We start from the raw sequence: 13,705 nt of genomic DNA, 5'->3' as shown, positions 1-13,705 counted from the left end.
CCCCCTGAAAAACCAGTTTAATGCGCCCCGTTGCCCAGATAGCTCAGTCGGTAGAGCAGGGGATTGAAAATCCCCGTGTCGGCGGTTCGATTCCGTCTCTGGGCACCACCTTTCGTTTTCAGGTGGTTCCAACAACACCTGAAAGCCCACAGAGAACCCGCCTAGTGCGGGTTTTTTGTTGTCCATGATTCCCCATACAAACCTTGTAAGCCCAAATCTTTAGGGGCATTCTTAGGGTCATAGCCGGTTCGGTCGGATTCTTGCCCCTACGGAGTGCGCCCCAATGCCTCGCAAAGCCACGCCACTGACAGATAGCGCCATCAAGGTAGCCAAGCCCAAGGACAAGCCCTACAAGCTGACTGACGGGCAGGGTCTGTACTTAGAGGTAATGCCTACCGGCTCCAAGCTATGGCGACTCAAGTACCGGCATTCCGGCAAGGAAAAGCGATTGGCGTTAGGGGCATATCCAGCCGTGCCCCTACAGAACGCCCGCAAGAAGCGCGACGAAGCCCGAGAGCTGCTATCCGAAGGCACTGACCCCGGCGAACAGAAGAAAGCCGCCAAGGTCGCACAGAAGGTCGAGGGGCTGACTTTCGAGACGCTGGCGCGGGAATGGTACGACTACAACTCGCCACGATGGGCAGAAGCCACCGCCTACAAAGCCAAGCTGTATTTGGATAACGACATTATCCCCGGCATCGGCGCCCGCCCTATAAAATCCATCACCCGGCCCGAGTTGGTCGAGCTGGTGCGCACGGTCGAGGCAAGGGGCACGCTCAATGCCGCTGGCAAGATCCGCCAATGGCTACACCAGATATTCCGCTTCGGACTTGCTAAGGGCGTCGTGGAGGTCAATCCGGCCACCGATCTAAATGTGGTCGCCGCGCCTGCGAAAGCCGCTCGCCATCACCCGCACGTCACCTTTGCCGAATTGCCCGAGTTGCTGAGCAAGGTCGAGGCCGCGAACATTCATACCCTGACCAAGCACGCCGTCCGACTGTTGACGCTGACAGCGGTTCGCCCTGGTGAGTTACGCCAAGCGCCATGGTCTGAGTTCGATCTAGACGCCGCCGTCTGGACGATACCCGCCGCCCGCATGAAAGCCCGCCGTCCTCATATCGTCCCCCTGCCCCGCCAAGCCGTTGCGATCCTGCGCCAGCTCAACGAAATCACCGGGCGTTACTCGCTGGTCTTTGCTGGCGCCAACCCCGAACGCCCCATGAGCGAGAACACCATCAACAAGGCTTTGCGGTTGGCCGGGTACGAAGGCCGCCAAACCGGCCACGGCTTCCGCCACCTGCTGAGCACCGAGCTTAACGGGCGCGGGTACAACAAGGATTGGATTGAGCGCCAGCTTGCCCATGGTGACAGCGACGAGATACGCGGCACCTACAACCACGCCGCCTATGTCGAGCAGCGCCGGGAAATGATGCAAGCGTGGGCTGACTCGATAGATGCGCTATGCGCTGGCGCTAACGTGGTGAGCATGAGGCGTGCGAAATAATGATTCTTGACTGGCGCGAGCGAGAAAAAAAAGAGCGGGAAATCAAAAATAAGATAAGCAGCCTTAGACCGGAAGAGCTGGAATTTATCGACAGCAAAATCAGCGAACATTTGAAAAACCGCCTAAGAAGATGGGCGGCAAATCGCTGGTGGAGACTGTTCGGGTCGCAAGGGCATAGCCTGGAGACTCTGGAGGATGAATCCAGATTCATTGAATCACTGGACAAGGTTTTTACTTTCCCAGCCCCTAGCCACCTCATAGCCCAGCCGTCGCACGCGAGACAGGAATACACCACAAAGGAAACAACGAAGCGTGGCGTGTTTCAGACCATCACATTTTACGGACCGCCTGTTGGCCGTCTTTTGGAACTGATGCTTTACGGCTTTTTTGAATTCAACGGTAAGTGGATTTTTATTAATAGGTCGGGCCAATTCCCTAACGGAGAGAAGGCTCCCGATCAATGGCATGTAATGAGCGAAGGCACTCAGCCCTCAGACAGACTTGGCGTACGCATAACTGTTGCGATCAGGATCTGTCAGGGCAGGAAACATCACTACCCGCCCCCGAGCGCCGTTTTTTCGAGCCTGCCAACGACAGCCAAAGAACACTTCGCAGACGGATTCAAGGCACCGCTAGCACATGAAGATTGGCTGGGCTGGCTAGCAAATGAGGTTTGCCATCATCCGTTTGATTCAACGCCAACTACTGTTGATCTGGCTGGCGACTATCCGTTAGACAGCCATCCACTGATGGACTTAATCGCCAACGGTAAGCGCATCAGCGGCACACGAGTGGAGCCAGTCAATGACAACTACTTCGACTGCCGACCCGACAACCTTGCCAGCCGATCAAGCCGAGGCCGCAAGATGAAATGCAACTCATGCCGAAAGCCTACGACTGCCAAAGAATCGGACAGAGTTAAAGACTCCACGGGCTCGACATTCAGAATTTGCCGCGCCTGTCAGGCGTGGGCTGGGAGGCAGCGATCCTAAGATACGTTTGAAGACTATTGGGACGATTAGGGTATTGCGAAGAATGATGGGGATAAAGTATATTTGGCCCTAGTGTGTGGTAACTGCATCAAAGACATAGACAGCCGGCACGAAAGCCGGTTTTTTTTCGCCTGAACATTTACCCTCACCCTCTAGAACCCCGCCACCTGAGCGGGTTTTTTCATTTTTGGCCCGCCACCGTGCGGGCTTTTTTGTGCCCGGAGAAAAGCCATGAGCGTTAATACCCTTCGTCGTTTTATCAAACTGGCCGAAGTCAGAGATCTAACGACCCTTTCGACATCTGAGATCTACCGGCGCGTTGCGGCCGACATCTTCCCCAAGCAAGTGACGCTTGGGCCGAAGTCAGTTGTCTGGATCGAATCCGAGGTGCTTGCCTGGTGCGAGGCACGTATCACTGAAAGCCGCGAGGTGGCCTAAATGAAAAAGAGCCAGCCTCTTTACCAGCAGACCAGCCCATCGCAAGGCGATATTACCACCCCCGCTCCCGCCAGCAAGGCGCCAAGCAAGATCGCTCGCGTGCTGGAGCACATGCTGTATGACGGCAGCCTGATCCGGTTTGAAGCCGAGCGCCTCGGCGACCACTGCCTACATTCGACCATCAGCAGCTTGGCGAACGGTTACGGACTGAAATTTCAGCGCCAGCTCGAGCGTGTGCCGAACCACTGGGGCGAACCTTGCACCGTGACGCGCTACACCCTGCCAGCCAGCGAACGTCGCCGCGCCCGCAACGTGCTGTTGATGCTGTGCAAGCCCTTGAAGCAACGCCAGAAGGTGGCGGCATGAACGCTATCGTCCTGATCCGATCCAAAGGCGAGGCCCGCGCCGACAGCCGCGTACTGGCCGAACAACTGGGCGTTAAAGCCAAGAACACGCTTGGTCTGATCGAGCGATACATCGGCAAGTTTGAGCGGTTTGGGGTTGTTCCGTTTGAAACGGAGAAACCGGGCGCCGGTACTGCTGGCGGCAGGCCGGAACGGTTTGCGCTGCTCAACGAGGATCAGTGCTATTTCCTACTGTCCCTATCTCGCAACACTGATCGCGTCGTGGAGCTTAAGGCCGATCTAATCATGGCCTTCCGCGAAGCGCGTTATGGGCACGCCTGCCAGACGCTGGAGGCTCGCAAGATGGAAGCCAGCAACAGTGGTCGCCGGCTGGCTCACTGGCGCTATGACAAGCCGGGCGTGTACGCGCACGTCGCCCATTTGAGGGAGCAACTGAAACTCCCGCTCGACCTGGAGGGCGACTACCAATGAAGCACGCCATCCACCCAGCGCTGCCGTTGTCCAATCTGAAACAGGGGGTTGCATTCCAAAATGTACGGGGATACATTGCATCCGTCGCTGCAAATTCAGCGACCGGGATTGACGGCCCGACATACTTGGCGCACAGGCGCCCCATCCGACAGCAGGCGCTTTTTTTGTGCCTGCCGTTTCGTGTTATGGCGGCTGTGCGTGGGAGGCCTTCGGGCCTGCCGGGTTCCAAGTTCCCGGTCCGTCAACCTGCGCACAGCTGCCACCCTAATTCGTTTGACGGCGAACCGTGGCAGCTCCACCTGAAACTTGGAGCTATACCCATGCACGCCCTCATTCCGTCCAAAATCCGCGCCGCTGCCCACCGCGCAATGGCAATCGCCGCACTTCATGCCGACAGCTCATTGAGCGTCCGCCTCAATCGCTACCGCCATCACATGGACCGCGCACGCGCCCTAACGGCTGTGGAGGTGGCGCAATGACCGCTCTCGCCAAACTCCAAAACCTGACTCTAAGACGCGCTAATTTCGGCGGTATCAACGACGATCTTTTACAGGTCGTCGAGGGTGGGAGCGTATCCGTGGCGCTCGACTTGGCTGCCGACCTCAACCTGGCAGTCAAAGGGCTTTGTGGCCGACTCGATTTCAGCACCAACAATAATTGCGATCCAGTAACGTGCGCTGAACTCCGGGCTTTGGAGCTGATTTCCGGCACTGCTGCTGCGCTGCTGCAATCCATTCGCTACAGCCTGAAGGATCAAGGGGGCACGCAATGAATTTGCAGATCCTGCCCGTCACATCGCCAACCGATAGCGCCCACGACGACCTGCGCGACGTACAAGGCATTCTTGTACTGCTGAGCCTGGCACTTGCTGTTATCGCCTCACCGGCTACGCCAATCATCGTCGCCCGCGTCACCGCTGTGCTGGCGCAGCACACAGCCATGGCCTGGGCCGAGCTGCTGGACGGCGTGATTGAGTCGAGCGAGGCATCCCTATGAACAGCCTAAAGCTCCTGCTGATCGACGCCGAAGGTTTAGGGAGCCTGCCCGCCGAGCAGTTGGATAGCATAAGTTTGGCCGCAAATGACTTGGGCATGACCATAAGTCACGGCATATCTGCTATTGGCGTGCTTCTGGCCTGCGCCGCAACGGACGACGACAAGTTGAGCGCAGACACCCTTGTCGATATTGGCTGTCTGCTGCAAAGCCTGGGGAATCTCAGTTCGCGCGCGGCGAACATCGAAGTCAGGGCCGAGAACCACTCCCGGCATCGCGATACCAAGAAAGGGGCTTAACCCACCATGAATAACCAAATCTGCAAAACAGCGGGTACGCCGAAGGCTTGCCCGAAGAAAGCTACAGAGCTTTGGTTCGTCACCCATCCGAAGGTGCCCAAGGCGCTGCTGGGACCATTCTTGACTGAGGCCGACGCGGAGTGTGGCCGTATCGTGATGCGCAGCGCCGACGCAGTAGTGACGGCCTGCCTGGTCGATTCAATTGACGAAATCACCTACTGGCATGGCGCGAACAACGGCAAGGTCTGCCGGGCTTTTGCTGGCGCTGATCGCCGGGAGGTCGGCCATGAGTAACGTCATTCCCTTTGACCCGTTGAGCAGCATCGTGCGCGACGACCAACCACCACATATCGACCCGTACAGTTTTGCCCTCCTGGTGGGAGTGTTTAACGACCTGACGGCATTTCGTGACGGAGAGCCAAATCGTGAACGCGCCGCCCAGTTGCGCAAGACGGCCACCAAACTAAACGCCGTGCTGGCGCGGTTTGAGCCGCCCAAGGGGGCCGCATGACTGATCCCGCGATCCTATTCCGTGAAGCGCTCCAGTCAGTATTCGGGCCACTTGATTGGCTCCCCGACCCTGACGGCACCATTCACCGCTTCCACGTCCCCGGCGACAAATCCGGCACCCTCAATGGGTGGTACACGTTGTTTGCGGACGGCATCGCCTCGGGCGCGTTTGGTAGCTGGAAGGCTGGCGGCACTAATACCTGGAGCAGCCGAGAACCACACAATAACCACGAGGCCGAGCAAGTACGCCAGCGCATCGAGCAGGCCAGGCGCCAGCGTGAGGATGAGCAACGCAAGCGCCAGCTCAAGGCCGCGAACGTTGCACAACGCTGGTGGCGTGACGCACGCCGCGCCGATCCCGATCACCCGTACCTGATCGCCAAGTGCGTTCGGCCTCACGGCCTGCGCCAGCGCGGTGACGAATTGCTGATCCCGCTGTACTCCAGTGGCGTGCTGGTAAACCTGCAACGGATCACCACGAACGGGAATAAGCGTTTCCTGTTCGGGGGCCGGATCAAGGGCGCCTATTCGCCGCTGGGACGCATCACACCGGGCAAGCCGCTTTGCATATGCGAAGGCTGGGCAACGGGCGCCACGCTCCACGAAAGCGGCTACACCGTCGCCTGCGCCATGAATGCCGGGAACCTAAAGCCGGTGGCGCTGGCGCTTCGGGCTGAATACCACACCGCCGAAATAATCATCGCGGGCGACGACGACCGACAGACCGAGGGCAATCCAGGACGTGCCGCCGCCAATGCCGCCGCCGCCGCGTGTGGTGGCCTGGTGACTTTCCCGGAATGGCCCGCCGACGCACCGCTGACCCTTTCCGACTTTAACGATCTAGCAGCCTGGAGCCGCCACCATGCGCCCGCCTGAAGCCAACGTAATCAACCTGCGCCCCGAAGCGCCCATGGTCGAGCCCGAGCGTCCTTGCTGGGGCGTGTATGAGCACTGGGTAACGAATGAGAAGGGCCGCAGGCTCAAGCCCGGCGTGTACCGGCACGGGTTCAAGCGCAGCGCCGCTGATGATGACAGCGACGACGATAAGACCGACCGCCCCATCACTGATGAATGGATCGCCACGCCCGTGACGGTGGTGGCACGCACCACCAATAGCGACGATGGCAGCGAGGGGCGTTTTCTGCGCCTGCACACGGACAACGGCGCCAAGGAATGGATCATTCCCATGGAGGTGTTCGGCGGGAGCGGTGAAGACGCCAGGCGGACACTGTTTGGCATGGGCGTCATCATCGCGCTCAAGAAGCGCGGCCAGTTCATGGAGTACCTGCTGGACCAGCGCCCCGCCGAAGTGTTCGCCACCACCTGCCGCCCCGGCTGGCATGAGTCGGGCGCCTTCGTGCTGCCTGGGCGCACCATCGGCAGTGACAAGGTGCGCTATCAGGCCAGCGGTAAGGGGCAAAACCTATTCAGCGTGCGCGGGAGCCTGGACGGCTGGAAGGCCGAGGTAGCGGCCAAGTGCGAGGGGAACCCTGTACTGACCCTGGCCATTGGCTGCGCCTTGGCTGGCCCGCTGCTGAGCCTGGTGGGCGTGCTGGGTGGCGGTGTTCACCTGGTGGGCGACAGCTCCAGCGGCAAGTCACTGGCGCAACTGATCGGCTCATCGGTATGGGGCGACCCCGGCATATTCGCCGCCTCGTGGGATATGACCAAAGGCGGGTTGGAAATCGAGGCATCCAGCCGCAACGACACCATGTTGCCCCTGGACGAAATCAAACGTGCCGACCCCAAGCGCGTACAGGAAATGGCCTACTCACTCGCCAACGGCCAAGGCAAGGGCACCATGACCCGCGAGCGTGAAGGTCGGGCCAAGCTGTCGTGGCGTCTGCTGGCGCTGTCGAGTGGTGAACGCTCCCTGTCCGAACACGCGGCCATCGGCGGTAATGCGGCCCACGCTGGCGCTGAACTGCGCATGGTGGACGTGAACGCCGGTACTCGCACCCACCGCGCCTTCGATGAATTGCACGGCCTTGCTGGCGCCGACTTCCACCGCCTGCTGACCGTTGCTGTCGGTGCGCACCATGGGCATATCGGGCCAGCGTTCGTGGAAAAGATGCTCGCCAGCGATGACCGCCCCGGACTGCTGGAGGACTTCGCGGGCATACGCGCCAAGTTCATCGAGGATAACGCTCAAGCCGGACGGGTAGCGGATCGCTTCGCTGTCATTGCACTGGCTGGGGAAATGGCTATCGCCTACGGCCTGTTGCCCTGGACGCCTGGTAGCGCCCTTGCTGACTGCCAGTTGCTGTACGGCGAGTGGTTGAGCCGGGTGGGCGGTGGCAATGCCGAGGATCGCCAGATACTGGCGGGCATCCTCGATTTCATCGACAAGCACGGCAGTAGCCGCTTCTCAGACGTGAGCGACCAGACGCCCGACACCAAGGTATTCAACCGGGCCGGGTATTGGAAACTATCCGACGGCAAACAACTGTACCTGTTCAACAAGTCGGCATTGGTCGAGGCGGCACACGGGTATGGCCTGAGCCGCGTTATCAAGGCATTGGAGGGGGCGGGCGCTATTGCCGAACGTGGCGCTGATCGAAAGCGCCACGCCAAGAAGTACCGCGCCCCTGGTGGCGGCTCGCCCTGGCTGTATGTGATCGACCCGGAAGCCTTGGACGGTGAGGGTGGCGCCGTATGACCGTCGCAACTGCAAAACACGATTGCCCATATTCACAGGAACCTAGAATCGGTGGGAACAGTGGGAACAGTGGGAACAGCCAGGCAGGCCGGGGCTTTCAGCCGTTCCCACCTAATAAAAAGAGTGGGAACAAGTGGGAACACACAATCGCTTTCCAATATAAGAGAGCGATAAATATGCATGATTTGGTTATTACAGTTCCCACAAAAAATGGAGTGGGTACAAAATGGGAACAGAAAAACACCCCTGGAGGCCGCGTATTTACTGGGCTGTTCCCACTGTTCCCACTGTTCCCACACTTTTTGAATTCACAGGAACATTTGTATATGAGTAATCCGGGGGAGGTGACGCCATGAGCCTCCTTTCCGGCTTGCTCGATCACATGCCGCCGACCATTGCTGGCGATGACAAACCGACCGTTACCAAGCCCACCACGGAGCGTACACGCCTGGTTATGGTCGAGCGCCCCGCTCAATTGCAGGCAAGCACCTACACCAACGCCGCCAATGCAACGCCTGAGTGGCGCCACGCCCGTGACCAGTACCTGAATCACGTTATGGCCTGCCCATCCTGCTACGCGCCTACAGCCCGTCACTGCCTGGCTGGCGCTGACCTGCGCGCCATCTATGACCGCACGCCTATGGAATCGCCACGATGAAACCGGGAGATTCAGTATTGAAAGCAAAACATCGGGTTTCAGATGAGCAGCGTCGCCAAGTGCTGGAGCTGCGCCGCCGTCACTCACTGCGCGAAGTGGCCGAAGCGACCGGCCTACCACTGGGGACGGTAAAGACGTTGGTTTCACGTTCCGGGGCATTCCGTGACAACGAGCAGCACCGCGCCCTGTTCACCTTGCCGCCAATCAAGCCCAGCGCCGATACGCTGCCCAGCGTGCCGGAACTACCGCCGCAGCAAGTCGTGACCGGGGATAAGGAAGTGGACGCCGTGCTCTGGCTACACGCCGTCATTCGTACCGGGCAGGCCGCATTGATTGAGCGGGCCATGGAAGCGGCAAAGCGAATCAAGACACCACTCGGCGTGCTGGAGAAGCGCTACCGCGACCATCTGACGGCGACCAATCCCGGCAATCTGTTTGCCGCCTTGTCGTCGTTTGGCTTTGGCGACCTTGAAGCGATGGCGGCGAGAGCTACCGAGGACCACCGATTGCGGCTGGAGGGAGTGTCCCGCTTTGGTGGCGCCCTGATGGATGACACCGACGCCGAAGCATTTTGCATCGATGCGCTGCGCGGGCTGGAGGTTAGCGGACGGTTCGGTGACTTCGACAAGAGCCAGGTAGCCGACCGGTTCAACGCCCACCCTGATCTAATGCCGCGCACGCTAGCCGACTGCCTGTATGAGCTGGATTACTGGAGCCGCCTGTATTGGCTACGCAACGCCGTAGACCGTGACGCCAGCGACGGACCAGCCGAAGCGACAGCGCGTGACTGGTTTGTGTTTGGCCTGCTGGCGGAGATACGGCCACGGGACAAGGCAGAAGCGCTGGCTGTATTCCGCTACCTGGTCGCCAGCGAGCGCGACGATATGGCGGAGTCAGAGGCAATTCTTTGCAACCTGATCGGGTAGACCGCGCCACGAAACGCAACTACGCGAAAACGTGGCGCGAGACAGACCAAAACGTCTCACTCGGACCATATCGTCTGTCTCGCTGGGCTGCGCCAACCTTGATAATTGTTAACAGGCTGGAGGGTTGACCAGCCCCGGCCCGGCACTAACATTTACTAACAGGGCTGGCGCTTGGATGGCAACGCTGGGCGGCCATCAATCCAAAAGATCGCACTAATATCACGCTAAGGCTCGACGGGGGACTAGGCGGGGGACGTGGCGCCGGTTAACAGCGTGGTTAACACGGAAAGCGAGAAGCGAATGCCGGGAAATGTAACAGGGCGAGCTGTAACAGAGCGTGTAACAGGGAAACGCACTGTTTCGCGCAAGGTTCCCGAGTGACCACCATCAGTGACCACTTCCATCTGGTCACAAAACCATCAAACAGGGTTTGGGGAAACACAACCCCATGAATGAGCCGCGTCAAGTACCTACCGGCATGTTTTCGCGCAGTGTTTCACGCACACGTTTCACGCATCCTGGAGTGCGCGAAACTGTCCCTCAGACAGAATTGTCCGGCATTGGTTGGCACCATCGGTACGCATTCTGGCGTGCGTATCGGGCGCAATTTCGCGCTGGTTGTTCGCACCGAGGTTCGCACCTTTGGTTCGCAGTGCTGGCGCGAACCTGACAGGTAGTTACCGGAGCAGTTACCACCAGTAGTTACCACTTTTCACGGTTGCCAAACTCGATGTTTCCACTCTGGTTTCCAAGGTATGGCAGTGTTTATCACTGGTCGAACGCCGGTTTGCGAAACAACCCCATGAATGACGCATTTGACGCGCCTTAAAAAGGGCCATCGCTTGTTTGCGAAATTAACCCCATGAATGAGGCCGAATGACACGCAAACGACGCTGAATGAATCGTTCTGCGAAAACAACCCTATGGATGAAACCAGTTCTGCCAAAACCAACCCCATGAATGAGGCAAAAACACGTCAAATCGAGGTCGAATGACCCCGTTGCGAAAACACCCCATGAATGACCCGCCACTGGCGGTTTGAATCTCAGGTTTTCTCAGGTTCCACCGTGTCGAAAGCGACACACTGTGTAGGAATCAACACGGTGCCGAGCGCCTGCCACTTTGACCACGCTTTGACGGAGTGTGAGACAGGCATGATACGGAATTGCCGCAGGGTGGGCGTCTGAGGCCCGGCCTATGCGGGAGGCCCTCAAAGTCGAGGCTCTGGCCGTCTCATACCCCTGACAGACCCCTGACGGATTTTGGACAGCTTTGGACGGATCGGCGCCAGCGCCACCGAGCGCAATGGCGGGGAGCCAGCGGCATACCTGGGAAGCAGGCGGTTGGCTATCGTCCGGCCAGCACATCCACGTCCAAAATGGCCTAGGCGGGGCGAAATTCTTGACAGGCACTTGACGGATTGCCAGATCGCCACGCGCCAGCGCCTGGCTGGACGCCCTTATCTGTAAGGGCTGGCGCTTACTTATCGACTCGACAACAAGTGCGGCCCGTCCAAAAAAACATCAAGGGGGTGCAATAAATTTGCACCCTCTCCAGGATAATAAAAAGCTGTCTAGCCGATTCGCCAACAAACTACCGGGATCACGGTAGTTATCAGATAATCGAGCGACCCTTGAAGTCCGTTTTTCGGATAACAAACACCCCTCGATACCAGATTTTCCGGTATCGCACGCCAGAGGTTAAAGCCATGTCCGTTATCGACTGCGACTACCTACCCGCCGACAAGGTGGTGTTTCCACCCGAGCTGGCGCTATTGATTGTCAGGAAAGCCGCCGCCATGGCCGAAGCATTCGAGAGCCAGGCGCTCGACCAGCTAACAAAGGACGCCAGGCGTGCGCTTTTGCAGGGTTCGGAGCCGCGACGGATCATCAGGGAAATGCGTCTGTAGATAGCAGGAAAAAGTACCCGCTATCTAGCCCGCGACACGTTTTCGTTATGCGCGGATTGTGTCGCGGATAAACTACCCAAAATCCGGGTAGTTCTCCTGTTTGAAATCGGACAACCCCAGATCGCCACACAAGGCCGCCCAGTGTCGTAGCACCTGCCATACCGAAATGGGAGATCAGGCTAATTGCCGTGGAATCCCGTAATTACCGGAGCGGCTAAGTTTGAGCCATCCTGAACCGGGCTTGAAGGCGTACCGATAAACGGTGCCGTTCTGCCCTTTGCAATTGCTGTACAGGGACTATCCTCGATGAAAACGATAGCCAATTGCCTTCATTTTCATCGAGGACGCATCATGGGCTTTACCATTTGCTACAGCTTCAAAGGCCAAAGAAGGGTGCTTGAGCATCCGGCAGATTATCTCTCTCCGAACGTCGCCGTTTGCTACGCACTGTTGGATTCAGGAGCTGTTCTACAAGAAGCAATGCCGCATTGGGAGAGCAGCTATTTGGCTATTGTTGAGTTTGCAGAGGGACTTGGCATCACCGAAGTGAGATGGCATCAATCAATTTCTCGCCCTCATTGTTAGAGCTTCACCGTGGGCACGCTACAGACTAAAAGGGCGGTGGAAATACCTAGGAGTGGTTCGGATTCGCCCGCCTCTGCAATTGTGTGCCGACGATTAGCCTGTAAATCTTTACGGGCTGGCTATTGCAGTCAGCAGAAGTGACTACATTGGATATGAGCGCTTTCAGCCGGCGCGCAGAACGGGAGCAACCAAGTGAACGCACACCAGCACCGCCAACGCCTAGCGTTCTGGCGCGGGTCATTCTCCGTGATATTGGGGGTTGTCGTTCTGGTTCTGGCTTTGATGCTGGCTGACCGAACGGGCCAGGTGGCGCCTAAAGAACTCAATAGCGAAAACCTGACCCGGCCACCGGCCCACTCACAAGCGCCAGATCATAAGCCAGCCGCGCAAACTATTGCGGCACATCAATAGTCCAAATCGGGCCGATGAGAGGGGGTACTTTTCGTTTTGGGGGCATTTTTGGGGGCATCAACAAAAAACAAAACCATAACATCCCAGTAAATACGCTGCCTGTAGGCTACGGTTCGATTCCGTCTCTGGCACCACTAATACCGAAAAACCCCAAGCGAAGATGATTCCTTGGGGTTTTTTATTGCCTGCGATTTGGTGGTTGCCGGGCGACGCTCATCCCTGTCCCCGCCCGGGGTTATTTATCGCAAGGCTGATTCGTTTAGCTGTTACTGAATTTTCTGTTGCAAGGTAGTTATTTGATGACCCGTTACTTGTTCTGCGCGCTGTTGCTGCTGACGGCGCTGCTCAGTGGATGCGCCACGCAAATGGACGTCTCGATCGACGCGACACCGGATCCGGACTATCACTTTGATCGACAGGCCACGGTACTGGTGACGACGTCCGTGGGCGGCAGTGCGCAAAGCACGCTGAATGCCCGCTACTACCTGCGGGACATGGTCAATGCCATGAAGGACCAGGGCTTTCGGGAAGTGTTTACCGACACGACCCTCCCCAAGCACCATGCACCGATCAAAATGACCGTCACCCTTGATGTCGACAGCCGGCAGGTCACTTACCGCTACACCGCCACCGACTACGGCCAGGTGCCCACCAGCACGACCACCCAGTGCAAGAAAAACAAGAAAAAAGACGACCAGTTGACCTGCACCAGCAAGCCAAACACCACCTATGGCCCGGTGGGCACTTCCGAGCGAACCGGCTACACCACGCTCACCACCTTCACCGCCACTGCGCGGGATGAAGTCAGCAAGCGCGCGGTGTACCTGCTCCGGGCGATGTCCTACAACGAAGACTGCCAGGCCGCCAAGATTGAAACCTTCCTGGTGGAGCAAGGCCTGCAGAACCTGAATTTCCAGGACCGCGTGCACCGCAACTACACGGTTACGATGCCCGAGGGCTACCAGTGCAAATAGCCCGTCCTGGA

18 protein-coding genes and 1 tRNA gene are annotated in these 13,705 nt (G+C 58.3%); all 19 read left to right on the top strand.

Going from position 1 to position 13,705, the window contains the following annotated elements:
- Positions 1-32: 32 nt before the first annotated feature.
- The 19 genes from A7D21_RS00150 (at position 33) to A7D21_RS00065 (ending at position 13,694) form a co-directional block, all read left to right on the top strand.
- Positions 33-108 (top strand) — tRNA-Phe (locus tag A7D21_RS00150).
- A 175-nt stretch (positions 109-283) separates the two neighbouring features.
- Positions 284-1,504 (top strand): integrase arm-type DNA-binding domain-containing protein, encoded by a 1,221-nt coding sequence (locus tag A7D21_RS00145; protein ID WP_069550822.1) that lies wholly within the window; start codon positions 284-286, stop codon positions 1,502-1,504.
- Positions 1,504-2,496 carry a hypothetical protein gene (locus A7D21_RS00140; RefSeq protein WP_069550821.1) on the top strand — a complete coding sequence of 331 codons (993 nt, stop codon included), beginning with the start codon at positions 1,504-1,506 and terminating at the stop codon, positions 2,494-2,496. The genes A7D21_RS00145 and A7D21_RS00140 overlap by 1 nt, the downstream gene beginning before the upstream one ends.
- A gap of 231 nt (positions 2,497-2,727) precedes the next feature.
- Positions 2,728-2,934 carry an AlpA family transcriptional regulator gene (locus A7D21_RS00135; protein ID WP_069550820.1) on the top strand — a complete coding sequence of 69 codons (207 nt, stop codon included), beginning with the start codon at positions 2,728-2,730 and terminating at the stop codon, positions 2,932-2,934.
- Entirely contained in the window at positions 2,935-3,300 is a 366-nt protein-coding gene (locus A7D21_RS00130; protein WP_069550819.1) for a hypothetical protein, read from the top strand.
- Positions 3,297-3,770, top strand: a complete 474-nt coding sequence (locus A7D21_RS00125) for a Rha family transcriptional regulator (protein ID WP_069550818.1) — start codon at positions 3,297-3,299, stop codon at positions 3,768-3,770. The genes A7D21_RS00130 and A7D21_RS00125 overlap by 4 nt, the downstream gene beginning before the upstream one ends.
- A 320-nt stretch (positions 3,771-4,090) precedes the next feature.
- Positions 4,091-4,249: a hypothetical protein gene (locus tag A7D21_RS35725; protein ID WP_171902591.1), complete on the top strand. Its 159-nt coding sequence runs from the start codon at positions 4,091-4,093 to the stop codon at positions 4,247-4,249.
- Positions 4,246-4,542 carry a hypothetical protein gene (locus tag A7D21_RS00115; RefSeq protein ID WP_069550816.1) on the top strand — a complete coding sequence of 99 codons (297 nt, stop codon included), beginning with the start codon at positions 4,246-4,248 and terminating at the stop codon, positions 4,540-4,542. Before A7D21_RS35725 ends, A7D21_RS00115 begins: the two co-directional genes overlap by 4 nt.
- Entirely contained in the window at positions 4,539-4,766 is a 228-nt protein-coding gene (locus tag A7D21_RS00110; RefSeq protein WP_069550815.1) for a hypothetical protein, read from the top strand. The genes A7D21_RS00115 and A7D21_RS00110 overlap by 4 nt, the downstream gene beginning before the upstream one ends.
- On the top strand, positions 4,763-5,062 hold the full coding sequence (locus tag A7D21_RS00105; protein ID WP_069550814.1) for a hypothetical protein: 300 nt from the start codon (positions 4,763-4,765) through the stop codon (positions 5,060-5,062). The genes A7D21_RS00110 and A7D21_RS00105 overlap by 4 nt, the downstream gene beginning before the upstream one ends.
- A gap of 6 nt (positions 5,063-5,068) precedes the next feature.
- Positions 5,069-5,356, top strand: a complete 288-nt coding sequence (locus tag A7D21_RS00100) for a hypothetical protein (protein ID WP_069550813.1) — start codon at positions 5,069-5,071, stop codon at positions 5,354-5,356.
- On the top strand, positions 5,349-5,573 hold the full coding sequence (locus A7D21_RS00095) for a hypothetical protein (RefSeq protein ID WP_069550812.1): 225 nt from the start codon (positions 5,349-5,351) through the stop codon (positions 5,571-5,573). The genes A7D21_RS00100 and A7D21_RS00095 overlap by 8 nt, the downstream gene beginning before the upstream one ends.
- Positions 5,570-6,448: a toprim domain-containing protein gene (locus tag A7D21_RS00090; protein ID WP_069550811.1), complete on the top strand. Its 879-nt coding sequence runs from the start codon at positions 5,570-5,572 to the stop codon at positions 6,446-6,448. The genes A7D21_RS00095 and A7D21_RS00090 overlap by 4 nt, the downstream gene beginning before the upstream one ends.
- Positions 6,435-8,231 carry a DUF927 domain-containing protein gene (locus A7D21_RS00085; RefSeq protein ID WP_069550810.1) on the top strand — a complete coding sequence of 599 codons (1,797 nt, stop codon included), beginning with the start codon at positions 6,435-6,437 and terminating at the stop codon, positions 8,229-8,231. The genes A7D21_RS00090 and A7D21_RS00085 overlap by 14 nt, the downstream gene beginning before the upstream one ends.
- A 352-nt stretch (positions 8,232-8,583) precedes the next feature.
- Entirely contained in the window at positions 8,584-8,889 is a 306-nt protein-coding gene (locus A7D21_RS00080) for a hypothetical protein (RefSeq protein ID WP_069550809.1), read from the top strand.
- Positions 8,886-9,815: a sigma-70 region 4 domain-containing protein gene (locus tag A7D21_RS00075; protein WP_069550808.1), complete on the top strand. Its 930-nt coding sequence runs from the start codon at positions 8,886-8,888 to the stop codon at positions 9,813-9,815. Before A7D21_RS00080 ends, A7D21_RS00075 begins: the two co-directional genes overlap by 4 nt.
- Before the next feature lie 1,708 nt (positions 9,816-11,523).
- Complete coding sequence (locus tag A7D21_RS00070; protein ID WP_069550807.1) at positions 11,524-11,724, top strand: hypothetical protein; 201 nt, start codon at positions 11,524-11,526, stop codon at positions 11,722-11,724.
- A gap of 306 nt (positions 11,725-12,030) precedes the next feature.
- Positions 12,031-12,309 (top strand): hypothetical protein, encoded by a 279-nt coding sequence (locus A7D21_RS35080; protein WP_141718192.1) that lies wholly within the window; start codon positions 12,031-12,033, stop codon positions 12,307-12,309.
- A gap of 710 nt (positions 12,310-13,019) precedes the next feature.
- Positions 13,020-13,694 (top strand): hypothetical protein, encoded by a 675-nt coding sequence (locus A7D21_RS00065; protein WP_069550806.1) that lies wholly within the window; start codon positions 13,020-13,022, stop codon positions 13,692-13,694.
- Positions 13,695-13,705 lie beyond the last annotated feature (11 nt).

Source organism: Pseudomonas sp. AP19 (assembly GCF_001728855.1).
Taxonomy (GTDB): domain Bacteria; phylum Pseudomonadota; class Gammaproteobacteria; order Pseudomonadales; family Pseudomonadaceae; genus Aquipseudomonas; species Aquipseudomonas fluorescens.
This window is presented reverse-complemented; position numbering and strand designations above follow the sequence as displayed.